Origin of the sequence: Novibacillus thermophilus, assembly GCF_002005165.1 — a bacterium.
Classification (GTDB): domain Bacteria; phylum Bacillota; class Bacilli; order Thermoactinomycetales; family Novibacillaceae; genus Novibacillus; species Novibacillus thermophilus.
In genome coordinates this window covers 2,877,260-2,902,262 of record NZ_CP019699.1, presented here as the reverse complement: position 1 = coordinate 2,902,262, position 25,003 = coordinate 2,877,260, and the positions used below count along the sequence as shown (strand labels likewise).

The window sequence follows — 25,003 nt, the reverse complement described above, 5'->3', positions numbered from 1 at the left end:
CTCAACCCTGCTTCACTTTTTGATTTAATTTCTATCACTCGATATGTTCCCCAAACGTAAAAACATACTTTAGGCCGAGTAGACAAGATAGATGTACTCATTCAACCCCATTAAAATCAAGGCTTACACCCTTGTTATCAATACTACCGTCTCCACGTGCACCGTGTGCGGAAACATGTCGACGGGTTGCACTGTGTGGAGCGTGTAGCCGAACTGTGCGAGTTGAGCGATGTCTGACGCGAGCGTGTCCGGGTTGCAGGACACGTAGACGATGCGCTTTGGCTTAGCCCGCCCGATTTTCCGCATCACTTTGCCGCCAGCACCTGAACGAGGCGGATCGAGCAACAACAGGTCCGGTCGGCCAAAACGTTCCAACACCCGGTCGATGCCCCGCCGGGCGTCGGCTGCTAAAAATGTCGCGTTGTCAATGCCGTTATCCCGGGCGTTTCGGCGCGCCGATTCGACAGACTTCTCTACGATTTCAACACCTGCCAAAGTTTCAACACGTCTGGCAAACGGCAGTGAAAACGTGCCGACCCCGCAAAACAGGTCGATCACAGTATCCGCTTTTCGCGGTTTGCCGAACTCCAGAGCCAGTTCAATCAGCTTCTCAGCCTGTACTGGGTTGACCTGAAAAAAGGTGTCGTACCACAGCCGGTACCGAAACCCGGCCAGTTCATCGTAAATAAAGTCGCGACCGTCCAATACATGGGTCTGTTCTGCCTGGGCTCGGTCCGCCCACTGCGTATTTTCCATCCACAAGACGCTTCTCGCCTGCGGGAGGCGTTTCTGGATGCGTTCCACTAAATCGGCTGCCGGACCCTCTAAGGATCCTATCGGCGCTTCAGTGGCAAAAAGGGCGAGCATCATTTCCCCGTCGCGCTGGATTGGCGCACCATCAAATGCCTGAGCAACCCTCGATGCACGTCCTTGTCATACCCTTTGAGGCCGTGCTCCTTTGCCCATTCCGCCACGAGCATGGCCCCGTCCGCGATGTCCCGGCTGGCAATGAGACACGTCTCGAGGGGAATCACGTTGCGATAATTGCCTTGTTCATGCAACCCGAGGGAACCGTCCGGCGCAAACGTAAATTCCATTTTGTGACGGTAGTGCCAAGGATCGTCCATACCGATTATGTCGCGAACGACACCGGAATCCAATCCTTCTTTCTGCAAAGCGGACTTCACGTGTTCCGTCTTCTGTTTTAACTGTCCGGTGTATTGCCAGTGCTGCCAGGCGCAACCGCCACAGCGACTCACATGGGGGCAAGGCGGCACTGTTCGCTCGGGATGGGGGTGTAAAATTTCTGTTATAGCGCCTTTCCCTCGGCGACGGTTCACTTGGTCCACTGTCACGCACACACGTTCACCCGGAAGGGCTCCCGGGATCGACAGTTTCAGTTTTTTCTTCCGGCCGTAGTGATTTTCTCGCCAGATGGCGCCTTTTCCATGGCCTTTTTTATCTAAACCATTGACTTCTACTGTAAATGTCTCTCGTGGTATGGCACTCATTCCGGTTCTGTCCCTTTAAAAATACTACTCATTTATTGGCGATAGATCCATTCGCGAATAAAGTCCTGCCAATGTCATCTTAACCTTAACGTTCAATTTCCGATTTTACAAGTCCTTGTGTCGTCATTTATATTGACTTCTGAATGAGGACCTTTCGCTTATGTGTCAATGACTACACCGTTTGAACCCTGAATCATACACTACTATTATGAGGCCCGATCAGGGGAGCTCATGCTCTTCAGCACTAAATTACATTTGCAGGGAAACCTCATGGAATATACAAAGTTTTTTCTATTTTCCAAACGAGGATAAAGGGCGGACAGACCTGATGCACCCAAAACGTATTCGACCGGTTCAACACATCCGAGCAATGCCTAGAGGAAGTTCGCGACCTCAGAAAATTCTCTTCAGTGACGGCCGGCAATATATCGTTAAATTTAAAAACAATGCCAGACAGGGAACGAGGGCCCTCGTGAACGAATACGTCGCCGGACAACTGGCTCAGCTTCTTTCGCTTCCCGTTCCCCGTTTTAAAGTTGTCGATATACCCAAAACATTCATCCAGTCTAACAAAATCTTGTCCCAATACGCCTTTACCCCTGGTCATCAGTTTGCCAGTGAAGTCATTCACCCCTGTGAGCAGCTTCCCGAAACACGGCCGATTCCGAAGGAACTGAACATTGTGAACCGCTCACAATGTCCCGGGATCGTCGTGTTCGATCAATGGATCCACAACATTGACAGATTGAAACGAAATGTTCTCCTGCAACCCCAACCCCGTAAAGGCGGCTATAAGCTTTACATCATCGATCACGGCCACAGTTTTTCCTTTGAGACACCGTCACACAAACGCCGTTGTAGCTGGACACCCTACACACTGAAGTTCTTGCCTCAGAAAATCAAACCGAACAGTCTGTATAATTGGATAGCCCGTCACGCTCGAAACTCGGATGACTTTTTCAAGTTTGTGGACCACATTCAACGTATACCGGATGAAAGGATCTGTCAAATCATCGCCTCCATCCCACACGACTGGAATGTATCACGGGGAGAACGAACTGCGCTCTTCACTTACCTCCAAAGAGCCAAAAAACGCCTTCCTCGTTTAATTGCCCGCTATTTACGAAAGAGTTGAAGCGTCATCTGCCTAAATCTGGGATAAATCATATTACGACGACCGTTCCCCTATTTTTGTGAATCGGCAGCCTTTGTGGTAATATATAGGTGAATGCAGCATCATCATAAATAACCGCAGGTGCGGCCAACACCTGCGGTCCATGTACAATAAGCCGCCCTTCAAGGGGGCAGGCTCAAACAGTCAGCCGAGGTAGATCACCCAGCCGACAAGCTCAAGGGTGATCTACTTGCTTTTGTCGGACATCATCACGGCGACTAACGTTCCGAACAATATCAGAAGCGTTAACACTTGATAGGCGTCCATACGTCCTCACCCCCTTCCCTGATGGGGTCAGGAGTGAGCCGACCACCCTTGAGGAGCCCAACCTATTGTACTAATGATATTCTATCATATTTTTCAAATTAAACAAACATTTGTTCCCCTATGCACTTAACGACTGGCCATCACTGCCATAGATTTAGTGAACGCCTTTAAAAAGGAGGATCTATTTTAGCTACCACAATCGAATGCTGAAAGACATTCGGTTTGTGAGCCATTTTGCAGCAAGCACAACCCCTTCCGTCCATCATATTCGAGGGCATGCAGGGCTCTCGTTCGCCACAATGACGAATTGCGGAACCTGTGCTAAAATAAAGGCGCGCAAGAGAAACCTTGCGCGCAAATGTCTTTGTGAAGAAGGTGCTGCCTACCTTCTTCACCTTTTCAATGCTTTTCTCGGAATGGGCGGAGCCTCCGCACCTGCCAAGCCGCCTCCGATCGCATACTGCAATCTGACGACATCTTCTCCGAGGCGACGCAGGCGTTCGATAACGTCAGGATCGACCAACCTCTTGTCGGAATAGTGGTCGTTGTGGGCATAGACCGTACCCGGTACGACGTGGGCGCGGAAAAAGCCGAAAAGTGGTTTTAGCTGGTGTTCAATGGCCAGAAAATGGTGGTACGTTCCACCAGTGGCAATTAAGCCGACCACCTTCCCTTCCAAGGCGCCATTGGGTATGAGGTCAAACACGTTTTTTAGCGCTCCCGTATACGAACCGCGATAGACAGGTGTTCCGACGATGAGCGCATCGGCATTTTCTATTTTTTGAATGACCTGCTTCGTATCCCCCTCATACAGTTTTGGATCTCTGCCGTCACAAAACGACAGTTTATAATCCCGCAAACTGATGAGGTCCGTCGCCACCGACGCATCGTACGCTTTAGCGAATGTGAGCGCCTGTTCGACGGCGATGTACGTTTTAGAGCGCGGTGTCAAACTTCCCGACAAACCTAACAGTCTCACACCACCACTCCTCTGTCTCTCAAAGCCTGCTCTTTTTCTCGGACGAGCGGGATCACGTCTTCCCCGAACGCTTCCAAGTCGGTCTCATAATGAAGGAAACCGACGAGTACTAAATCCACTCCGATCTTCTTAAGTTCGATGATGCGATCAGCCACTTGCTCAGGCGTCCCAATTAACCCCGTTTTAAAACCGTCATTGTACTGCACGAGGTCTTCAAGGGAAGAATTGGCCCACATCCCGTCCCTCTCCTTCGTGGACTGACCGGCTTCTTTGACCGATTCACTGAAACCTCTTACAGCTTCCTCATCTCTATGTGACACGATTTCCCGAAGGGTTTGGACGGCTTCTGATTCTGTGGGGCGGACGATAGCAAAACCGTTAACGGCAAAGTTCAGTGTGCGTTCTTCGACTTCGGCGAGGGACCGGACGTCTTCAATTTGTTCTTTGAGGCCGTCCAGCGTATTGCCGTTCATGAAATACCAGTCGGACACGCGTGCTGCCATCCGCCGGGCCGCCTTTGAATTTCCCCCTTGGAAAATCGGAGGAGTGTGTATAGGTTTCGGCTTGAGCGGGGCGCTGTTTATCCGGTAAAAGTCCCCTTTAAACGTCGTCTCCTCTTCTGTCCACATTGACCGCAACACACGAATGAATTCTTCCGAACGGCGGTAACGTTCGTCGTGTTCAAGCCACGGCTCGCCGTAACCAGTAAACTCGCCTTTAAACCAACCACTGACGACATTGACTGCGGCGCGGCCACGACTGATGTGATCCAGTGTAGCGATCATCTTCGCATAAACTCCAGGGTGCCAAAGGCCGGGAAGGACGGCGGAGATAAGCTTAATCCTCGAAGTGACACTGGCCAGTGAAGCAGCTAGCGTCGCTGCTTCTAGTTGATTTTCTGCTCCGTAGTTCGCTATAAAACGCGTTTGCAACAAGGCGTATTCAAAGCCGACTGCTTCTGCCGTTTGGGCGTAACGTTTGTTTGCTTCAAACGTCCAGTCTGTTTGCTGCGGAAGTCTGGAAATGACGAGCCCTCCGCTCACGTTCGGCACCCAATAAGCAAACTTTATGTCGCTCAATGTTTTCTATCTCCTTTATCATGAACCTCGATGGGTCCGATCCTATGGGAGATGGGACCCGTGCCAAATGTCTTTGTGAAGAGTGTGTTGCCAAAAGTGTACCTTTTTTTCGTTTTTATGTTGTTGGAGTACGCTGATCTTTCTCAATGACAAAACCGGAGGACACGAGGTTGACTGGATGGGCAATCGTATCCGCCACCGGGCAGTGGGCTTCGACAAATTGTAAAAACTCTTTCACTTTCGCTTCCGGCGCATCAGTCTTCAAAAACACTTGATACCTCACGTCGGAAAAACCGGGGCGAACGTCCGATTTGTCCAAAAAGCCGTCTAAATCTAAATCTCCTTCCAGCTCGATGCGCAGTGCGTCAACGGTTATGTCAAATTTCTCGGCGTAAGTCTGAATGACGATGGACTGGCAAGCTCCGAGGGCCGAAAGGATGAGTTCCACCGGATTCTGTCCCAGATCCGTTCCGCCGAGCTCCTTTGGCTCGTCGACGATGACCGTGTGGCCCCTCGAGTGTGTCCGAACTTGAAATTTTTCTCCTAATTGCGCGGTTGCCTTAAATGTACTTCGTGCCATTTCAATCTCCTCTCCAATCTTATGTTTCGTGCCATCAAAACCCGTGTGTTCCTTCTTTTCCCGCATCCCCCTTTAACGTAATAAAACCCTTCTCAACAAGAGAAGGGTTCACAAAACGCGGCACATTTTGTCAAGCCTTCTCATCTTCGGAATGAACCATTCCTCTGAAATTGGCACCGGGCCGTTGCGGCTGGTTGCCGAGAGTTCATAGGGTCAGTCCCTCCCCCTCTCTGGATAAGAAGCAGACAATTGCTATGTCATTTTGCTGACTTTGAAATAATCATATCACAAGAGAGATATCTGTCAACACCTTTTCAATTTATTGTCAATCGTCAGTGAAATTGTCCCCTTAACTGTTCCGAGAAAATGTCACTTTAGAAACCGGCCGAACGTTGTCATTTGTCCAGCCGGGCTTGCAAGCGTCACGTATTTATGCAAAGCTGAACTTGTTTTTTTGGGGATCGACCCCTTCCCTCGTTCAACAATCGTTCTCATTCTGAAGGAGAAAGCAGATGGATTCGATTCTGCTAAGGTATGACCTTCCCGCCATAAGAAATCGTCTGCCCCGAGTAATTGGCCGGTAATTTCGCGCGGTGAATACATAATCCAGATTCGTTCCTTCGGGCAACGGACGGTACGCCGACTCGGCTTGTTGAGGTTGGGTGGCAAAGCGGCGATGATGCTTTTTTGAATAAACCGAATTTAATCGGGCTGTTTATAACCGATTAAAATCTCTAAATCAACGGTGATGTCTGCCGCTTCCCGCTCTAAAAACGATCTGACCCGCTCCTCAGGGGCTCTCCACGCCAAAGGAGTCATGCGGACCAAGGAGTGAATGGACGATTGATCGAGGCTCATCGTATAACATATTCGCGAACGATCGAATTCGGGAAAAGCCTCTTGAAACCGGTCGACAGTCCCTTTGTTGGAATACGTCTGTTTTTCCGCTTCATCAAAAAAGGCGTCCCTTAACTCCTTTAAATAGCCGTTTTGCGGAACAACCTTCAGCACAAAGCCATTCGGTTTCAACAGTCTGTTGAATTGCGTGTAGTTTGAAGGTGACAAGATATTGAGAATGACGTCAAACTGTTTGTCTTTAAACGGCGCACGGGCAAGATCAGCCACACACCAAATTTTGTTCGAATCATGCTGGGACGCGATGGCGACACCTTCTTTTGATAGATCCACCCCGACGCCTGTTACCGTTTTTCCCACAGCTGTCACTATCTCGCATACGTTCGAAAGGTGGAAACCTTCACCACAGCCTGAATCGAGAACGTAGACGGTCTCTTTTTTTGAGGCCTGCTTAATGATGAATTTAGCTATGGACCGGATGAGCGGTTCAAAAAAACCGCCCTCTGCGTAGAGTTTTCTTCGCGCTTGGAAAAGGTCCTTCTTGTACTTAGTTTTTGTCGGGCGGGTGAGCAAGTTAACGTAACCTTGTTTGGCAAAATCAAACGTGTGGTTGTGGGAACACACGAGACTTTTTAAATCAACTACCTGCATAGATGAACCGCAAACGGGACATTGGAAAATGGATTCAAACTTGCGGGCATATGTTGCACTGATCGCTTTCTTCGCCATTTTGGACAAATTGGACACTCCCGTCAACGCCCATCCTTTTCAACTATTCTGCAAGATGTTAAGCAAAAGATGTATCGAAAATCGGCAAAACATCTCACCGGTTATCAGCTTACTCGCTGTCTCTTTGAGAATAGCAACCTTAACCCGAAAAACATGCTCACTAATGTTCTTTCAAACGGCGAATTCGGTCATTCAAATCGGGATGTGAGGAAAAGAAATAGGTCGTCCCGCGCTTCTTATTGTTAATCTTAAGCGTTTGTAACGCCGCCTGTTTCGTATCCACCCGGTTCACGTACAGTTTTAGAGAGTGTAAGGCGTGGATCATTTTGTCCTTTCCTGCCAGCTCCGCTCCGCCGCGATCAGCGTGGTATTCCCGGTGACGGGAAAAAGCCATGACGACGAGGCTCCCTAAAAGCGAAAACAGTATTTGGAACGCGATAACGGCAACAAAATGCACCACACCTTGCAACTCTGACCTCACAAAACGGGATGCGATGAAAGCGGCGATCCGGGCCAAAAAGACGACAAAGGTGTTGACGACGCCCTGCAACAGCGTCATCGTCACCATATCGCCGTTGGCGATGTGTGCCACTTCATGGGCGAGGACGCCTTCGACGGCGTCTTCATCCAAGGACTGTAACAGTCCAGTGGAAACGGCGACCAAAGAGCGACTCTTCGTCGGACCGGTCGCAAAAGCGTTCACTTCGGGTGAATGGTATACGCCTACCTGCGGCATTTTCTTGAGCCCGGCTCTTTTTGAGAGACGGTGAACAGTGTCCACAATCTTGCGTTCATCGGCTGACAAGTTGCTTTTCGGGTCGAGGACGCGCACGCCCATGATCGTCTTTGCCATCCACCGGGAAATGGCCAAGGAGAAAAGAGCTCCCGTAAAGCCGACGACAGCACTGAAGATCAGTAACGTGGCAAAATTAATCGTCCCCTCCGAAATGTAGTTGAAGTCAATTCCGAACACTGTGGACAAAATGGTGAACACAATCAACATGGTCGTCAGGACCAAAATATTCGTTAAAACGAATAAAACAATTCGTCGCACGTTCACTTTCCTCCGTCCTATAGGCTATGATTGACACTATTAGAACCAAGTTTTCCTCATGCCGCTTTGCGGCGTCAGCAATGAATAAAAATTGTCACGACGCCTACGTGTGCTGATGCTGTAAGCATGGCAAAATAGAAGTCCTGAAGTTTTACTCATCATCTCCGCAATTTCTTTCGTACAGGTCGGCAACCTCCCATTGATTCGGGTCCAGTTGGAGAGAATGCTTCCAACAAGCGCAAGCGTCGGCCCGGCGTCCGGACTGCCAATAGGCGTCAGCGAGCTCGTTGTGCAGGTCGGCATCATCTGTCATCTGCAACTCCTTTTCCAGACACTCAACAGCGGCATCCAATGCTTCCAACTCCATGTAGCAACGTGCCATCTCGCGATAGATACCGGCCGGAGGGGAAGCTTCGTCAGAATGATTGATCATCTGTTCATAGCAGTCCAACGCTTCTGACCACTCTCCCATCCCTCGGTAGGCTTCAGCCATCCCGATCCATACGTCATCGCGGTCGTCGCCGTATTCTAACGCCCGTCTAAAGTAATCGAGCGCTTCCGACCAATTTTGTTCCTTGAGAGCGATTCTGCCGAGGGACAGGTACGCGTCGGGTTGATACGGATCGAGGCGGTGCAGCGCCTTCCACGTGTTTTTGGCATCTCTCGTACGGCCGAGGGCGAGTTCGACCTCACCCAGCTGTTTCAATACGGCCGTGTTTTCCGGCTCTCTCTCTTTCAACTGCCTCAATAGGTCCAGGGCCTCGTCCGATTCCCCGATTTTATAGAGCAATACGGCTTTTGACAACGCAGCATCGGTGTCGTCCGGATTGAGACGTAGCGCTTGCTCCCAGTAGCGTATACTTTCTTCCCACTCCCCGACTTCCATCAGAGCTTGAGCCAGTGCCGTGAGGATGTCTGTATCCTGTCGATCCATTTCGTGTGCAGTCATAAGAGAATTGATGGCTGCACGGGGTTCCCCGCTTTCCAGCTGGGTTAACCCTAAGGCGTGTAAATAGTGGGGAGATAACGGCTCCTGCTCGACTAACTGTTCCAAGTAGTGGATGGCTACTTCCAGAATGCCCATTTCACGATAGCAGTCGGCGAGGGCAACAAGGACATCAGGCTGATTCGGCTCAGCCCGGTTGGCCCGTTCCAAGTAATCGACCGCCTCGTCCCAATTCTCTCTCTCCACTGCGATTTCCCCTTTTATGAGCAAGGCGACTGTCATCTCTTCTTCAAGTTCCAGTGCCTTTTCAGCCATTCTCTCTGCCGCTCCCTGGTGGCCGAGGTCGAAATACAGCTCAGCGAGCTGGGCAAGGCGGTCAGGATGGTCTGCTGCCAACGATTCTACTTCGGCTAGATGCTTTAAGGCTTGTTCGTATTGGCCATCATCCAGTTCAGACAAGATAGACTGCAGCGTTTGTTGCCACTGTTCCAACGGATACGCCTCCTCGTGAGATGATTGTATCAAATTTAGCGCCCGTGCTCCACGCAGTCTGGCGTTTACAGTCAGTGCAGTGACAATCGCGTGCCGTGTCATGTGTGCAGTGAAGGGAAAAGGTTGACTCAAGACAAATCCTAAAAGGGCGACCGTTACACGGCATCCCTTTGAAGCCCGCGCCCCACTCTTCTGCTGCGGCGTATTGCCGTCACGTTAGCTTGGACGGGGACGGCTTTGCTGCCTGTTTCTGGTCGCGAACGTAAAAACGGCGCCCTGCTAAAACGAAAAAGAGACTAATGGGGAACAACAGCCACCCTTTCACCGATGAAAATGCCGGCACCCACAGCTCTATTCCGTCGCCTATCACACTCCACCACCCTTCTGCCCACGACCGCGTAACGGGAAACAGTCCTAGCACGATAAACGGAACATTGAGGAGAAATGTCGCTAACGTGACGTGCCAGATCGCAAGACCGTAACGGTGGCGGCTGATGGACCCGAGGCTGAGAAGAAGGATGATGGAAATGACGCTAAAGATGAGGAATGTGGCCTCCTGCAAGGCAGCCGTGAGATCTCCCGGGACAAACCACAGCCACAGCATAAACGGAAAAAACACATTTTTTAATACAGCCAGTGATGTAAACACAAACGCGTATTCACAGCACCAACGTACTACTTGTTTGCTCACATCGCACCACCCCTGTACAAGACGATATTATGTGAGTATCGCTTCAACCTCAGTTACAACGTATGTCCCACGACCAAAAAAAGAACCACCGCCACAGGCAGTGGTGCACGCAAAGCGTTAGTAGATAGGAGTGGAGAGAAACCATACTGTACTGTAAGTATAACGAAAACGCTATCATGGCGTCAATACTTTTTTTAACATTGTCAACTTTCGCTCCTTACCCTGTCTCAACGGTTCCCGTTCTCCCTCTCCGCCGGATACACCGGATAGCCGTGTTCTTTCAACACGGAAACGGCGCGGTCGTAGTCGGCTTCTTTGTAAAATGCCAGTCTGAGAACGCCGGCCACTTCCTCTCGGTTTTCCAAAATGCCGATGTTAGCCAGGCTGATGCCTTTGTTTCCGAGCAGCGTGGCCACTTTGCCGATACTGCCAGGATGGTCGGGAACGTCAACGTAACATTCGTAAACGCGCGGCAGGGAGCCACGTGCCCGCTTTGGCAGTTGATCGCGGAACCGCTTTGCCCCGAGAAAGAATGCCTCCAGGTCTTCCTCCTGCTCGTTCAAGAGCATGTGCCGAAACTGACTGAGCTCGCGTTGCCAGTGTTCCAACATCGTCAGGATGGGAACGCGGTTCGTTAGCGTAATGTCGCGCCACATTTTTGGATCGCTGGAAGCGATGCGCGTGAAGTCGCGAAACCCCCCAGCCGCCAGCGTATGGTACCACCCGTTGCGCTTGTTGTACTCTCCAACTTGATTGACGAGCATGGCAGCCAATACGTGGGGCCAGTGACTGATAGCAGCCATGATCCGGTCATGTTCGTCCGCCGTCATTTGGACAATTTTCGCCCGAGTGAATTTCAACAGCTTTGTCAGCTTTTCCACTGTGGACAGAGGTGTTTCCTTAGACGGGGTCAAGACGTAATACGCATTTTCAAACAAATCAGACGTTGCCGCTTCAACCCCTGAACGGTGTGACCCCGCCATCGGGTGTGCCCCGATGTAGCTCCCGTTTTGCCAGCGCAAACGTTTGGCAAAGTCCGCGAGCTCCTTTTTGGTACTCCCCGTATCCGTCACAATCGCACCCGGTTTCAGCGAGATCGCGGACAGCTGTTCTAAGATGGCACGTATCGTACGAACCGGCGTGCAGACGATGATCACGTCAGAGTCCGATACGGCTTTCACCAATTGCGGGATCCCCTCATCGATGACGCCTAGCGCTGCAGCGCGTTTAAGGCTTTCAGCGTCCTTGTCGAAGCCCACGACGCGGATGCCGTGCTGCCGAAAGACGAGGCCGAGGGACCCGCCAATCAACCCGACACCTACAATGCTGACTTGCTCGATCTCTTTCATAAAACGCGTTCTCGTCCTCGCTTCTGAATAAATTGTTCCAACGCTTGTATGAACGCCGCATTTTCCTCTTGACTGCCGATCGTGACGCGAATGCCCGTCGGAAAACCCCATGACGTGTCGTGGCGAACGATAATGCCTTGTTCCAATAAATGTTGAAACACTTCTTCGGACGGCACCCCTGTTTGCACAAAGACAAAATTGGCCTGTGACGGGAAGTAGCGCATGTTTAGACGGTCAAAAGCGGACGTCAGCTGCTCAATTCCGGACGTGTTTTTCGTGCGGCAGTCCTGAACAAACGACTGGTCTTCCAGTGCGAGCACACCAGCTCGTTGCGCCAACGCGTTGACGTTAAACGGTTCGCGTACACGGTTGAGCTCGGTGAGGATGTCAGGGGACGCAATCCCGTATCCGACACGTAAGGACGCCAGTCCGTAAATTTTAGAAAATGTTCTGAGAATGATGAGGTTCGGATATTCGCTCAACAGTGATAGCGAGTCCGGGAATCGGTCATCCGTGACGTACTCGACGTAAGCTTCGTCCATGACGACGAGCGCCGATGACGGGATCTGGTCCAAAAACTGGACGACGTCGTCGTGAGTCACCATCGTCCCGGTCGGGTTGTTCGGGTTGCACAGCCAGACGACTTTCGTCTCGTCGTTGACCGCTTGGGCCATGGCGTCTAAATCGTGGGTACCGTCTTTTAACGGCACTTTGATGACGTCAGCTCCTTCGATCCGGCAATTCGTTTCATAGCGGGGAAAGGTCACGTCTGCCATGACGGCGTTCGTCCCCGGTTGTAAATAACAGCGCGATATCAACTGTACGAGTTCGTCCGACCCGTTGCCGAACAATAGCTGCCCCTCTTCGATCCCGAGGTGGCGGGCCATCTGCTCCCGCAATTCCCGCGCAGCTCCGTCCGGGTAAAGAGCTGCCTCTTTCGCACTGGGCAGCAAATGTTCGAGGACGTAAGGTGAACAGCCGAACGGGTTTTCGTTTGACGCCAGTTTAATGACGTGCTGCAGTCCGTATTCCCGTTTCACTTCATCAATCGGTTTTCCCGGCTGATAGACGGGTAAACCTTGTACGGTAGGTTTCGGTTGCATCTGACATGTCTCCTCAAAGAGGGGGTGTCAAAAGCCCCTCGTTTTTTCTCCTAAGTTTACCCGTTTTTGAGCATTCTGACAAACCCCCGAATATGGGCGTGACCAGCTTGTCTTCTTTCCCGGTTCGGGTGCAGCAGTTTGTCACCGACGGCTTGAATTTCACGCACGAGCGCACTGCCGACGACGACGGCGTCGACGTGAGGCGCAAATGCTTCAACGTGTTCCCGCTTGGATACACCGAAACCTACGGCAGTCGGGACAGCGCTTAGTGCCCGGACGCGGCGGAGAAAAGGAATGACGTCGTCGGAGAACGTATCGCGCGTCCCTGTCGTGCCCAGGGACGACACACAGTAGACAAACCCCCGGGCGCCGGCTACAATGCGCTCCATCCGTTCGTTCGACGTGGGGGCCACGAGGGGAATGAACGCCAAATGATGCCGTTTTGCCGCTTCAAGTAATTCCCCGTTTTCTTCCATCGGCAAGTCGGGAACGATCATCCCGTCAAACCCCGCCGCTTTTGCCCGGCGGCACAGCACCTCGATACCCATGCGGAAAACGGGATTTACATACGTAAACAGCACTAAGGGAACACTCACGCCTCTCAGGCGCGCCTCCTTTCCCATCTCAAGCACTTTGCTCAACGTCACGCCGTGTTGCAGAGCGCGGTTGGAGGCATTTTGAATCACCGGACCGTCTGCGAGGGGGTCAGAATAAGGCACCCCAAGCTCAATGATGTCCGCTCCCGCCTCTTCCAGTGTCAGGAGCAAATCGACTGTGACGTCCGGATGGGGATCTCCCGCCGTCACATACGGGATGAAAAGAGGATGTGCTTGTCTGTCAAACGCCTGCTGGATGCGATTGTCCGCTTGTGTTCTCATTCTCCCCCAGCTCCCTTCAGTGCTTCACGGATAGTGTGCACATCTTTGTCGCCCCGGCCGGAGAGACAGACGACGACAGACTGTTCCGGCGGGAGTTCAGGCGCCATTTTTATGGCTTCCGCAACGGCGTGCGCCGACTCGAGGGCCGGCAGAATCCCTTCGGTTCGCGACAGTTTTGCCACGGCGTCGAGGGCTTCGTCATCTGTGACGGCTGTGTAGCGCACACGCCCTGCTTCTTTTAAATAGGCGTGTTCTGGGCCTACTCCCGGGTAATCCAGTCCGGCTGAGATGGAGTGGGCGGGCAACACCTGGCCGTGCTCATCTTGCAACAGATACGTAAGGGACCCGTGTAACACGCCGGGGACCCCTTGTGACAGCGTGGCGGCGTGCGCCGACGTATTCAGTCCTTCACCGGCCGCTTCCACACCGTGCAGCTGGACGTCTTCATCGTCGACGAACGCAGTAAACATGCCGATGGCGTTACTGCCGCCGCCGACGCACGCGATGACGTGGCCAGGCAGTTCTCCCTGTTCTTTCAAAAACTGCTGCCGCGTCTCATCGCCGATGACGCGCTGGAAATCGCGCACAATGAGAGGATAAGGATGGGGGCCGACGACAGATCCGATCATGTAAAACGTGTCGTCGACGTGGCTCACCCAGTAACGGATCGCCTCGTTAACCGCGTCTTTTAACGTCGCCGAACCCAATGAGACGGGGACGACTTCAGCCCCTAACAACTCCATCCGAAAGACGTTCAAGCGTTGCCTCTGAATGTCTTCCTCGCCCATAAACACTTTGCACTCAAGGCCGAGCAAAGCCGCCACTGTCGCTGACGCGACCCCGTGCTGTCCGGCTCCCGTCTCGGCAATGATTTTTTGTTTGCCCATTTTTTGGCCAAAAGGCCCTGCCCTAACGTGTTATTCACTTTGTGTGCGCCTGTGTGATTTAAATCTTCCCGCTTTAAGTAAATGCGCGCCCCGCCGCACTTTTCCGTCAGCCGGCGGCAGAAGTAAAGCGGAGTCGGCCGTCCCGAGTACTGCACCATCAACGCGTGCAACTCTTTGTGAAAAGTGGCATCCGCCGAAGCGCTTTTGAATCCCTGCTCCAATTCTTCCAAAGCGTTCATCAGTGTTTCCGGTACATACTGCCCGCCAAAGGGGCCGAAACGCCCCCGCTCATCCGGTACAGTCTTCGTCCTCGTCATATCGCTCTCACCCTTTGTACGAATTGCTGCATACGTTCCGCGGACTTTACCCCGTTTTTTTCAACGCCGCTCGACACGTCGACACCGTCCGGTCGATAACGCGTCAACAGTTGCTGCACATTTTCCGGCGTCAGTCCGCCGGCAATCCAAAGCGGTTTCCTAACTTCCCGAGCAGCTTCGAGATAAGCAGGGATGTCTTCCCACCGAAAGGTCTTCCCGGTTCCGCCGCGTGCGTCAGGCTGGTAAGTGTCAATCAAAAAAGTGTCGACGATGTCACCGTACGTTGCCATCTGTTCTACCGTCTCTTTTCCTCGGGCTGCCAGCGCCTTAATGAGCGCAATCGACCCATGCCGTTTGCGCAACGCCCGGCACCAGTCAGGCGATTCATCCCCGTGCAACTGTAACGTCGTCACTCCTGCCCGGTCGATGACGTCATCCACTTCCTTTTGTGTCGGGTTGACCATGACAGCAACCGGTGTGACGCAATGCGGCAGCAGTGTCTTTAGTTTACATAATGTATTTATTGTAATCTTACGTTTGCTCGGCGCCAGCACAAATCCGGCAAACTGGACAGGCAGGTTGCGTAAGGACGCGACATCGTCCTCCGAACGCAATCCGCACATTTTAACCGTCACCTTCATCTGGCGGGGACTCCCCTTAAATAGTGAATGCCGTCTGCAACGTCTTCCTGCCGCATGAGAAATTCGCCGACAAGCACCCCCGAAAGGCCAAGTGTTTGCAGTTCCTGCATCACTTCCGGAGTTGAAATGCCGCTTTCACTCACGACGGGAATGGTTTGCGGGATGTGACGTATGAGACGACGCGTCACATCTAGCGAGACGTCAAACGTGTGCAAATTGCGGTTGTTAATCCCGATGACGTCTGGTTGGGCTTCAATAGCCGGAGCCAGTTCTTCTTCCGTGTGAATTTCCAGCAACACTTCCAGTCCGCGCTTCTGGGCGTACCGGCAAAGATCGGTCAACTGCTTCTGCTCAAGGGCTGCGGCAATTAATAAAATGGCGTCCGCTCCAAAAGCGACACTTTCGTCTATTTGAATGCGGTCAATGATAAAGTCCTTTCGCAACAGCGGAAGATCGACTACTTTCCGAATACTTGTCAAATAGGACAAATCTCCTTGGAAAAACGTCTTGTCCGTAAGCACTGACACGGCTTGGGCCCCCGCCGATGCGTAACGGCAGGCGATAGCCGTCGGATCAAAATCGGCGCGGATCAGCCCTTTTGACGGGGAAGCCTTTTTCACTTCGGCGATCAAGCCGAACTGCTGCGGCCCCTCTTTCAGTGCTTGTGACAGTGACCGGCGCACAGCCCGCGTCTCGGGGAAAGCGTCGCGGCGTTGTTTTAACTGTTCGACTTCCTTCTTCTTCTCTTCCAGGATGCGTTCAAGAAACATGCTGCTTTCCTCCTGCAAAGGCAACCATTTCATTTAGCTTCGCCGTTGCCGTACCGCTGTCTACGGCTTCGGCGGCGAGGCGTACCCCTTCTCGCAAACTGTCGACGACACCAGCCACGTACAGAACAGCAGCCGTGTTGGCCAACACGATGTCCCGCGCAGCTCCCTTTTTGCCGGAGAAAATGTCGCGAATGATGGCTGCGTTCTGAGTGGCGTCTCCTCCTGCGACGTCACGGAGGGATAACGGGCAAGACCTAAAGCCTCCGGCGTGATACTGTACGTCGTCACCTGTCCGTCTTTCAGTTCGCTAATTTGCGTCGGCGCGCTGACCGATATCTCGTCCAGTCCGTCGTCGCTGGACACGACTAGTGCCCGGTCGGACCCCAACTCGTTTAAAACAGAAGCGAGGAGTTCGGTCAAGGACTGACTGTACACCCCTAACAGTTGGCGTTTCACTCCAGCAGGATTCGTCAACGGTCCGAGGATGTTAAAGCACGTCCGAATCCCCAGCTCTTTGCGCGTCGGCATGACGTGGCGCATCGACTGGTGGTACAGCGGGGCAAACATGAAACAAATACCGATTTGTTGGAGCGCTGTTTCTGCTTCTTCAGCCGACATCTGGGCTCCGATACCAAGGGCTTCCAGCACATCGGCACTGCCGCTCTTGCTGGAGACGGATCGATTGCCGTGTTTGGCCACTGGAACCCCTACGCTCGCAGCGAGGATAGATGTGGCGGTGGAGACGTTAAACGTTCGGCCGCCGTCACCTCCGGTACCACACGTATCGACCGTGTTATGAAACGATTGCTTCACCGGCACCACTTTGCGGCGCATGATTTCGGCAAAACCGGTAATCTCGTCCACTGTTTCGCCTTTCATCCTGAGTGCCGCCAAAAAAGCGCCCATTTGGGAAGGGGTTGCTTTCCCTTCCATAAACTGCTCCATCACGTGAGCTGCCTCTCGTCGGGACAAATTCTGTCCTTCGACGACTCGCTTCAAACTGTCCTGCATCCTCTTCTCAGCTCCTCTGTGCCATAGGTTGAAACATATTTTCCGCGTGAGCCAATGCCGTCAGCATGGCACGCGCCTTATTGATCGATTCCTCGTACTCGTTCTCCGGGACGGAATCGGCGACGATTCCTCCCCCTGCCTGAACGTACGCTTTACCGTTTTTGAATACGATCGTGCGAATGGCGATACACGTATCCAGGTTGCCGGAGAAAGCCAAATACCCGATGCCTCCGGCGTATATTCCCCGCCTCTCTCCTTCCAATTCAGCGATAATTTCCATCGCCCTCAGTTTCGGAGCACCGGAAACTGTGCCCGCCGGCAAGCAAGACGTCAGGGCTCGGAACGGACTGACACCTTTTTTCAACTTCCCCGTCACGTGCGACACCATGTGCATGACATGGGAATAGCGTTCAATTTCCATGAACTGGGCGACTTTGACAGTGCCGTATTCGGTGACGCGGCCAACGTCATTCCTCCCCAAGTCCACGAGCATTAAGTGTTCAGCCCGCTCTTTTTCGTCCTTGAGCAGCTCTTCTGCAAGCCGGTCGTCTTCCTCAACGGAGGCTGCACGCTTCCGCGTACCGGCAATGGGCCGCGTTTCCACCAGCCCGTCGGTGACCTTCACCAACAGTTCAGGCGACGTGCCGACGACGGTCTCATCCCCCATTTGCAACACGTACATGTAGGGCGAAGGGTTGAGCGTTCGGAGCACACGGTACACGTTAAACGGATCAGCCGTCACTTCTACTTCCAAACGTTGTGAGAGCACCACCTGAAATATATCGCCCGCCCGAATGTAAGCTTTTGCTTTTTCTACACAAGACAAGTAGGCAGCTTTCGTCACATTGGAACGGTATGGGACAGGTGTCACGTTCTTCCCGTCCTGCACGTTCGGGCTCGTGAGGTGGTCCTCCGGTTGACGTCGCAATGTATTGATCCACGCGTTCAGTTCTGCAATAGTCTCGTCGTACAGCCGGCGAAGCTGTTCTTCACGTGGGGGGGCTCCGGGACGTGTAACAGGCGAACGGCCACCACCTGCTGTTTCAGATGGTCAAACACGCACAGCTTGTCGTAAAACATGAAGTGAATGTCGTGTGATTGAACGGGATCAGCATCAGGCACCGGCAACTTTTCTACGTACGCCAGTGACTCGTATCCGAGAGACCCGACGCCTCCGCCAAGAAACGGTGGAAAGCCGTCGTATTGCGGTGCGCGGTAGCGCTCCGCTAACCGCTGCAGTTCTTCCATCGGATTCCCAGTGATCTCTTCACGTTTTCCGGAGCGGTGCCGGACAGACCCTCGTCCGTCTTTAGCTGTAAATACGAGAAACGGATCACTCCCGACGAATGAATAGCGCGCCCACCTCGTCCCGCCTTCCACACTTTCCAGTAAGAAGGCGTATTCCGCTCGTTTCAATTTTTGAAAAAGACCGATAGGTGTTTCCGTGTCGGCAAGAAACGTTTGACAGATGGGAATGACATTGAACGTGCGGGATAAAGTGAGGACTTGCTCAAACTGGGGATATATCAAGTGTTTCCCTCCCTTCGAAATGTTCGAAGAGAAGAGATGAAAACGTGAGGGAAAATAAAAAACCACGGTACGCCTGACCCTGGTTAGATCCTTCGTTCAGATACATTAAATTCCAGGCTCCGCTTTTCTCCACTCGTGTTCAGTTCTCATCTCAACTCTACTCTCCTCGTCTTACGTATAGCATACCGCTTCGCGCTGTTTGTGTCAACGAGAAAAAATGAAATGTGCGCAGAACGTTTCAACCGTTTTCCTATTTTGAACGATGTCGTTCTTGGTAGTGTGAGAATGGACAGTGGACGAAAAACGCCCCGACCTGTACGATAGGATCGGGGCTAGAGTCTACATCGACAGTGTTGGGGCTAAGGGGAGGACAGACCTTCCGTTTCAACTCGGATCGACTTCGTCGTACGACAGTGTCGTCACCTCGGTGCTTTCACCCTGTTCAGTCTCTTTTGCCGTTGCTTTTTGATTTAACTCTTCATCGCCGTCGATACCCGGAGCGACAGTCGGTTCCGTATCGCGCCTGTTTTTCTGCTTTGCCATCAAACACCCTCCGATCTCGTGATCGTGACATGTATGTCTTTCTTTACTTTGGACACTGGGCAGTGTTTTATGCGCAGCGCGTGCGCGATTTATCCCGTTACTCTCCAAGGACGCTGCCTCTCCAGTTTGCGGAATTGGCAATACATGGCGAAACGCCACGTTCCAAGCATGCCGAAGGCGAGAATGAAAAAGACGGATGCCGTCTGCAGCACCGAGATGTAATGTTGGACGTAGTCGTGGAGCACGATTCGGATGACGAGCAGCCCGAACAAAATGAGGGGAAAGGCCTTTGACGGCTTGACGTAAACGTGTTCGTTCACGACTTCCATCCTCGTGGTTCGGATTAAAGGGAGAGAAAACATGATGCCGACGAGGAAAGCGACAAGGGCAAACGACAGCGGGATATGCGTTTCAGGCACTAGAAACATCAAGAAACCGGTACTCATGCCGATAGGCGGCATGAGAATCCGTTTGACGGTCGCCGGTCTTTTCGCTGCACGGGCGCGCATCAGAAAAACAATCAAGGCCATGCACATAAAACCGACCGTGCTTAACACGTGAAGATTTAAGCTCGAAGGTAACACGGGCATCTCTCCGTTGACAACCACTGTTCTCGGCTACGATTATAACTTAAATTTCCGGCGACACCAAATGGTCCTCAAAGTCCAAATCTAACAGTCCCTTTTTTATGGCGTAGTGAACGAGCTGGGGACGCGTGGAGAGGCCGAGTTTTTCCATGATGTGCGCTTTGTGGCTTTCCACCGTTTTGACACTGATGACCAACAGTTCGGCAATTTCTTTATTCGAATAACCTTTGGCAATAAGGGTTAAAATCTCCCGTTCCCGTTCTGAAAGGACGCGGTATACGTCCGGCACTTTTTCCTCGTCGCCATGTTGCAGAAAATCTTCCACCAACTGTTTGGCCGCAGTCGGGTACAAGTAGACTTGACCGCTGTTGACGGCGCGGACGGCAGTGATCAGTTCAGAATCGAGGGCGTTTTTCACAATGAAGCCGGAGGCACCGGCCTTTAGCACGCGAAACAAATACTCTTCGTCATCGTGCATGGTCAAAATGAGCACATGGGTGTCCGGCAGTTCCCTTTTCATCTCGACAGTGGCGGATATGCCGTCCTTGCCCGGCGGCATACTGAGATCCATGATGACGACGTCCGGACGCAACTGCAACGCCTTTTGCACGGCCTCTCTCCCGTCGCTCGCCTCACCAACAATGTCAAAATCCGGACAACGGGACAACAACAAGCTTAAACCAGAACGGACGATGACGTGATCGTCTGCGATTAAAATGCGGACCGTCTCTGTCATTGACGGAGCCCCCTTTCTGGCAGCGCGACGTGTATGCGCGTTCCCCGTCCGATCTCGGAATCGATGTCGATACATCCGTTTAGCTGGGCGACGCGCTCTTTCATTCCGAGCAGACCTAAACCGCAGCCGTTTTCACCGATCTCCTCCGGTAAAAAACCTTTCCCGTCATCTTCGATGGTCAATGCGACACCGTTCTCCCCACAGGATAAATCGACGGTAAACTGCTCCGCTTCTGAATACTTGACTGCGTTGCTGAGCGCCTCCTGAAAAATGCGGAACAACGCCGTCTCCATATGGGGGTCCAACCGCACGTTGGCGTTGTACTTAAACGTCACCTCAAAGGGGACGGAAGACTGCATCCTTTTGACGTACGAGCGGATCGCCGGCACCAGTCCGAGGTCATCTAAGATCGAAGGGCGAAGTTCCGTGCAAATATGGCGCACGTCTTCCAACGTCTGCGTCGTCATGTCGTACAAATTCCGGTAATATTCCTCCAGTCCCAACTGCTCAAATCGATCCTTCAGCAAATTTAACGTCATTTGAATGCCGAACAGGCTTTGACCGATACCGTCGTGCAATTCTTTCGAGATTCGCTTTCGTTCATCTTCCAGCGCTTGCATCAATTTGTTGCTCAACCGTTGCGACAGATGCTCTTTCGCCCGTCTTTTCTGTTTGGAAATGTCGCGAATGGCCATCACTGTACACACGGGCTGGTCCTGCTTTGCCTCCATGACCGTGCTGCTCGCCGTGACGGCCAGGCGTTCGCCGTTCTTTTTGCGCAACACCATTTCCACGTAAGGGCAGTTCTCCTGAAAAATACGGCAATTGGCGCAATTGGATAACCCCTCGTCGTTGTATTCCGAAACGACGCCGTCACACGCCTGACGGCAAAAATCAAATCCTTGCTGCCACTCTTCTTCGGTCCATCCCAGCATTTTTTGTGCCGTCCGGTTCACTCCGACGACGCGTTTCGCCTGGTCCAAGAGGAATATCCCGTCTGTCAGAGAGTCCATCACATGCAGTAACTCCTTCCACGGATTGCCGTCCTCTGCCCGATAGGGGTCATCGAGAGCGACACGGTACTCTCCGTTTTCTACTAGCATGTTGATCCCCCTCCCAAAGAACGTCGAATCTCATACATCCATCATAGCACCGGAGGGGGGACGCAAAGCGCTTTGTCACCGTTTTTACATAAAGCGTTACGATCTTCTTAACAGAAAAGACAAACACTTTTCACAAGACGCTGCTGTTCAGTTCACAGTACTCATAATGCGTTTGAACACTTTTTCCCTGTCAAACCCTTGCCCCATTGTAAACTGTTCCAGAAGGTTGTTGTCTTCATCCAAAAAATAGGTGTAAGTGGAGTGAATGATGTCGCCTGTTCCGGGATCGCGGTATAGAAAGCCGAGGGAGTCCGCCAGTTTTTTCGTGTCCTCCTCGGACCCCCTTAAGAACACCCAACCTTCGTCATCTGACGTCACTTCAAACCGTTTGGCGTAATCCTGTAACACGTCTTGAGTATCGTGTTTGGGGTCGATAGTGATGGTGATGAATTCCACCTTATCCCCGAAGACCCCCTCTCTTTCCAGGGCGTTGCGGACTTTTGACATTTCGAGAGACGTGACCGGGCATACATCGGGACAATTCGTGTACATAAACTCAATCAACTTCGCCTTTTTCGGAGGATCGGCGAATGAATACTCGTCTCCAAACGCCGTTTCCATCACGACGTCTTTCGGCAGTTCTGCGTTTCCGGGTCTGATGACTTTCAAATAGAGGACACCTGAAGAAATGCCCAAAATAAGCAGCACGACAAACGCGATGTACAATTTTTTCAAGTCTCTTCCCTCCCATAAACAGAGCGGGGGAAGCCAAAGCTTCTCCCCCTTCACTCTTACCACAACTTATAACCTTGAGATCCCGGGGGCGCGTTCTGGACAATGTCGATAAACGGTATCGTGTAGGCAAACAAGATGAGCGCGCATGTGACGCCAATCCACAGCTTCCAGTTTTCCAACACTTTCGGTGTCGGAACGGCCGCCTCAGAAACGGTGGCAACCGGAAACTCCTCTTCACCTTTAGGAGCCAAGAAGGCGAGGTAGACGAAGATGACGAGCATGAGCACCATCCCGACGAATAGAATCGACCCACCGATGGCTTGTGCCATTTGATACGCTCCCCATGAAGTCGTATCCGCATTGCCCGCGTATTCTGAGAACGCGGAGCGGCGCGGTCCTCCAAGAAGCCCATGCCAGTGCATCGCCCCTGACATGATTAACATGCCCACTGCCCAAAATACCGTTTGAACAATTCCCAGTTTGTTCATGCTCGCCGTCAATTTTCTACCTGTTATGGAGGGGACGAGCCAGTACGTGACGCCGAAAAACGTCAGGACGACGGTCGTCGCCACTGCTAAGTGAAAGTGTCCCGTCACCCAGATCGTGTTGTGCACAACTTGGTTCATTTGGTTCGAGGCGTTAATAATGCCGCCGATACCGCCCGGGATAAACATCAACATGCCGACGAACGGCGCCAGAAAGCGGACATCTTTCCAAGGCATCTTTTTCAGCCAGCCGAACAAGCCCTTGGCTCCCAGCTCCCGGCCGCGCATTTCAAACGTGGCAAAAAGAGCAAATGCCGTCATGAGAGATGGAATGACCACCATAAATGTCAACACGACTTGCAAATACTTCCAGAACGGATCAATGCCCGGCTCCGTCAACTGGTGGTGGAACCCGACCGGGAACGAAAACAGCAAAAACAGGATAAACGACATGCGGGCCAGCGAATCCGAGAAAATTTTTCCGCCGATGATTTTGGGCACGATGGCGTACCAGCACATGTAGGCAGGTAACAGCCAGAAATAGACGAGGGGGTGCCCGAAATACCAGAACAACGTCCGGCTGACGAGGACATCAATCGTCTCCGTAAAGCCGAGGGACCACGGGATAAATTGAAGCAAGACAGTCGCCGCGACCCCCAGTGTCGCAATGAGCCACAACAGCATGGTCACAACGCCCATGTAGCTTAACAGCGGAGAGCGCTCGCCTGGGTTTTCTCTCCTCCACCTGGCGTGGCGGCGGAAGACGACAAACCCTTCCAGCCAACTGCCGACGACGACGAGGGCGAGCCCGATGTAGAAGCCCGGGTGTGCCATGAGCGGCGCATAAAACGTATATAAGACAGAGGCTTCGTTGAGCAAAATGTACGTGGACGTTATCGCTACCCCGACAGTCATCAAGATAAAGCCGGTCCATGCCCATTTGCGTTCTCCCGCGCTGTACGCCCCGGCTGTTTTGCTCTGTGTGGCCAGTACAAAACCGATGATGAAAAATGTCGTCAACACGAGGCCCAAGAGAACGCCGTGAACGGTCAAAATTTGATAGTACCCAATGCCGGCCGGAAGTGTGAACTTCCCGGTACGGACGAGAGTCTGCAGCAAACCGGCTGTCGCCCCGATAAACAGCGCCCCAAAAGCGACAAAGAGATGGGCCATCGTCAATTTGGCATCAGCGGCATGAATACTCCTGATGGACGGTTTCATTACTCTGTCACCTCAATCGTCGCGGCCATCATGTGGTGCCCGACGCCGCAGTATTCGTTGCATAGAAGGGTGTACTTTCCGGGTTTGTCGAACGTATTGGAGTACGTACTGACGTATCCCGGTTCAAGCATCATATTGACGTTTGTCCCGACTAATTGGAATCCGTGAACGACGTCTTTCGTCGTGGCATTAAAATGAACCGTCGCCCCTTTCGGGATGCGCACCAATTTGTCCTCGGCGCCGACGTCGTAGTCAAAGGCAGAAGCCACGATATCCAGTTGGTATTCGTTGTCGCCGATTTGTTTGAGACCTGGCTTGTCAAACGGAGGCGTTTCATCCACTTTTTGCGGATCGAGTGTCACGGCACAGCTCGGCGGCTGATTGCCCATATAAAATGCACTAATTCCCACGACAATTAAAAAGACGAGCAGTGTGCCGGTCCCAAAAAGCAACCAAATTTTTTCATACTTGGGCATGTTCATGGGTCCGCTTTTCTCCTTTCTTGCCTAACGGGATAAATACAGCATCCATACGCCCACCCAACACACAATGATCAAGGCACCCAGTATCATCACGGAAACGAAAGTGCCCTTCAGTTGACTTTTTTCGTCCAATTTTCGCTTCTCTGTCACTTTGTGCTCCACCTGCGGATTGGGCATAAGCCGATGCCTCCTCTCAACTTTACGTAACTCCTCGGTTTATCCCGAAACCGGTGACTGATTCAGTCTGGCGGGATACCTTAACTTCATC

General features: G+C 52.3%; 22 protein-coding genes, 4 pseudogenes and 1 riboswitch. Of the genes and pseudogenes, 1 reads left to right on the top strand and 25 read right to left on the bottom strand.

What is annotated here, in order from left to right; genetic code table 11:
• Nucleotides 1-123: 123 nt before the first annotated feature.
• A pseudogene (gene rlmD / locus B0W44_RS14095) lies at nucleotides 124-1,511 on the bottom strand (23S rRNA (uracil(1939)-C(5))-methyltransferase RlmD).
• A gap of 208 nt (nucleotides 1,512-1,719) precedes the next feature.
• Here rlmD and B0W44_RS14090 point away from each other — a divergent pair.
• Complete coding sequence (locus B0W44_RS14090; RefSeq protein ID WP_335582623.1) at nucleotides 1,720-2,646, top strand: HipA family kinase; 927 nt, start codon at nucleotides 1,720-1,722, stop codon at nucleotides 2,644-2,646.
• Nucleotides 2,647-2,871: 225 nt separating this feature from the next.
• Here B0W44_RS14090 and B0W44_RS19360 read toward each other — a convergent pair whose 3' ends face one another.
• The 24 genes and pseudogenes from B0W44_RS19360 to B0W44_RS17860 all read right to left on the bottom strand — a co-directional run bounded on the left by B0W44_RS19360 (nucleotide 2,872) and on the right by B0W44_RS17860 (nucleotide 24,912).
• Nucleotides 2,872-2,952: a putative holin-like toxin gene (locus tag B0W44_RS19360; RefSeq protein WP_472462589.1), complete on the bottom strand. Its 81-nt coding sequence runs from the start codon at nucleotides 2,950-2,952 to the stop codon at nucleotides 2,872-2,874.
• A 391-nt stretch (nucleotides 2,953-3,343) separates the two neighbouring features.
• Nucleotides 3,344-3,931: an NADPH-dependent FMN reductase gene (locus B0W44_RS14085; protein WP_077720578.1), complete on the bottom strand. Its 588-nt coding sequence runs from the start codon at nucleotides 3,929-3,931 to the stop codon at nucleotides 3,344-3,346.
• Complete coding sequence (gene sfnG, locus B0W44_RS14080) at nucleotides 3,928-5,010, bottom strand: dimethylsulfone monooxygenase SfnG (protein ID WP_077720577.1); 1,083 nt, start codon at nucleotides 5,008-5,010, stop codon at nucleotides 3,928-3,930. Before sfnG ends, B0W44_RS14085 begins: the two co-directional genes overlap by 4 nt.
• Nucleotides 5,011-5,125: 115 nt before the next feature.
• On the bottom strand, nucleotides 5,126-5,590 hold the full coding sequence (locus B0W44_RS14075) for an OsmC family protein (RefSeq protein ID WP_077721417.1): 465 nt from the start codon (nucleotides 5,588-5,590) through the stop codon (nucleotides 5,126-5,128).
• Between the two features lie 137 nt (nucleotides 5,591-5,727).
• A riboswitch (SAM riboswitch) is annotated at nucleotides 5,728-5,831 on the bottom strand.
• 461 nt (nucleotides 5,832-6,292) lie between these two features.
• On the bottom strand, nucleotides 6,293-7,174 hold the full coding sequence (locus tag B0W44_RS14070; protein ID WP_077721416.1) for a putative RNA methyltransferase: 882 nt from the start codon (nucleotides 7,172-7,174) through the stop codon (nucleotides 6,293-6,295).
• A 160-nt stretch (nucleotides 7,175-7,334) separates the two neighbouring features.
• A complete protein-coding gene (htpX, locus tag B0W44_RS14065) occupies nucleotides 7,335-8,228 on the bottom strand; it encodes a protease HtpX (protein ID WP_077720576.1) in 894 nt (297 codons plus the stop codon).
• A 151-nt stretch (nucleotides 8,229-8,379) separates the two neighbouring features.
• Nucleotides 8,380-9,666, bottom strand: a complete 1,287-nt coding sequence (locus B0W44_RS14060; RefSeq protein ID WP_169835592.1) for a tetratricopeptide repeat protein — start codon at nucleotides 9,664-9,666, stop codon at nucleotides 8,380-8,382.
• Nucleotides 9,667-9,877: 211 nt separating this feature from the next.
• On the bottom strand, nucleotides 9,878-10,357 hold the full coding sequence (locus B0W44_RS14055; protein WP_077720574.1) for a hypothetical protein: 480 nt from the start codon (nucleotides 10,355-10,357) through the stop codon (nucleotides 9,878-9,880).
• A gap of 227 nt (nucleotides 10,358-10,584) precedes the next feature.
• Nucleotides 10,585-11,706: a prephenate dehydrogenase gene (locus tag B0W44_RS14050; RefSeq protein WP_228441185.1), complete on the bottom strand. Its 1,122-nt coding sequence runs from the start codon at nucleotides 11,704-11,706 to the stop codon at nucleotides 10,585-10,587.
• Nucleotides 11,703-12,809 (bottom strand): histidinol-phosphate transaminase, encoded by a 1,107-nt coding sequence (gene hisC, locus B0W44_RS14045; protein WP_077720572.1) that lies wholly within the window; start codon nucleotides 12,807-12,809, stop codon nucleotides 11,703-11,705. Before hisC ends, B0W44_RS14050 begins: the two co-directional genes overlap by 4 nt.
• A gap of 56 nt (nucleotides 12,810-12,865) precedes the next feature.
• On the bottom strand, nucleotides 12,866-13,687 hold the full coding sequence (gene trpA / locus B0W44_RS14040; RefSeq protein ID WP_077720571.1) for a tryptophan synthase subunit alpha: 822 nt from the start codon (nucleotides 13,685-13,687) through the stop codon (nucleotides 12,866-12,868).
• Nucleotides 13,684-14,891 (bottom strand): annotated as a pseudogene (gene trpB, locus B0W44_RS14035) (tryptophan synthase subunit beta). The gene trpA and the pseudogene trpB overlap by 4 nt, the downstream one beginning before the upstream one ends.
• On the bottom strand, nucleotides 14,888-15,532 hold the full coding sequence (locus B0W44_RS14030; RefSeq protein ID WP_077720570.1) for a phosphoribosylanthranilate isomerase: 645 nt from the start codon (nucleotides 15,530-15,532) through the stop codon (nucleotides 14,888-14,890). The pseudogene trpB and the gene B0W44_RS14030 overlap by 4 nt, the downstream one beginning before the upstream one ends.
• Entirely contained in the window at nucleotides 15,529-16,302 is a 774-nt protein-coding gene (gene trpC / locus B0W44_RS14025) for an indole-3-glycerol phosphate synthase TrpC (RefSeq protein WP_077720569.1), read from the bottom strand. The genes B0W44_RS14030 and trpC overlap by 4 nt, the downstream gene beginning before the upstream one ends.
• Nucleotides 16,292-17,313 (bottom strand): annotated as a pseudogene (gene trpD, locus B0W44_RS14020) (anthranilate phosphoribosyltransferase). The gene trpC and the pseudogene trpD overlap by 11 nt, the downstream one beginning before the upstream one ends.
• Before the next feature lie 7 nt (nucleotides 17,314-17,320).
• A pseudogene (gene trpE / locus B0W44_RS19355) lies at nucleotides 17,321-18,843 on the bottom strand (anthranilate synthase component I).
• Between the two features lie 384 nt (nucleotides 18,844-19,227).
• Nucleotides 19,228-19,386: a hypothetical protein gene (locus B0W44_RS18245; RefSeq protein WP_169835591.1), complete on the bottom strand. Its 159-nt coding sequence runs from the start codon at nucleotides 19,384-19,386 to the stop codon at nucleotides 19,228-19,230.
• A gap of 89 nt (nucleotides 19,387-19,475) precedes the next feature.
• Nucleotides 19,476-19,976: a CcdC family protein gene (locus B0W44_RS14010; RefSeq protein ID WP_077720568.1), complete on the bottom strand. Its 501-nt coding sequence runs from the start codon at nucleotides 19,974-19,976 to the stop codon at nucleotides 19,476-19,478.
• A 40-nt stretch (nucleotides 19,977-20,016) separates the two neighbouring features.
• Nucleotides 20,017-20,709 (bottom strand): response regulator, encoded by a 693-nt coding sequence (locus B0W44_RS14005; RefSeq protein WP_077720567.1) that lies wholly within the window; start codon nucleotides 20,707-20,709, stop codon nucleotides 20,017-20,019.
• A complete protein-coding gene (locus B0W44_RS14000) occupies nucleotides 20,706-21,812 on the bottom strand; it encodes a sensor histidine kinase (RefSeq protein ID WP_077720566.1) in 1,107 nt (368 codons plus the stop codon). The genes B0W44_RS14005 and B0W44_RS14000 overlap by 4 nt, the downstream gene beginning before the upstream one ends.
• Nucleotides 21,813-21,959: 147 nt before the next feature.
• Nucleotides 21,960-22,547: an SCO family protein gene (locus B0W44_RS13995; protein WP_077720565.1), complete on the bottom strand. Its 588-nt coding sequence runs from the start codon at nucleotides 22,545-22,547 to the stop codon at nucleotides 21,960-21,962.
• A 56-nt stretch (nucleotides 22,548-22,603) separates the two neighbouring features.
• The gene (locus tag B0W44_RS13990; RefSeq protein ID WP_077720564.1) at nucleotides 22,604-24,253 is read right to left on the bottom strand and encodes a b(o/a)3-type cytochrome-c oxidase subunit 1; all 1,650 of its coding nucleotides are present in this window, start codon (nucleotides 24,251-24,253) and stop codon (nucleotides 22,604-22,606) included.
• Nucleotides 24,253-24,735 carry a cytochrome c oxidase subunit II gene (locus tag B0W44_RS13985; RefSeq protein ID WP_077720563.1) on the bottom strand — a complete coding sequence of 161 codons (483 nt, stop codon included), beginning with the start codon at nucleotides 24,733-24,735 and terminating at the stop codon, nucleotides 24,253-24,255. Before B0W44_RS13985 ends, B0W44_RS13990 begins: the two co-directional genes overlap by 1 nt.
• Nucleotides 24,736-24,759: 24 nt before the next feature.
• Nucleotides 24,760-24,912, bottom strand: coding sequence for a cytochrome c oxidase subunit 2A (locus B0W44_RS17860; RefSeq protein ID WP_149027028.1), 153 nt, complete (start codon nucleotides 24,910-24,912; stop codon nucleotides 24,760-24,762).
• Between the last annotated feature and the right edge of the window lie 91 nt (nucleotides 24,913-25,003).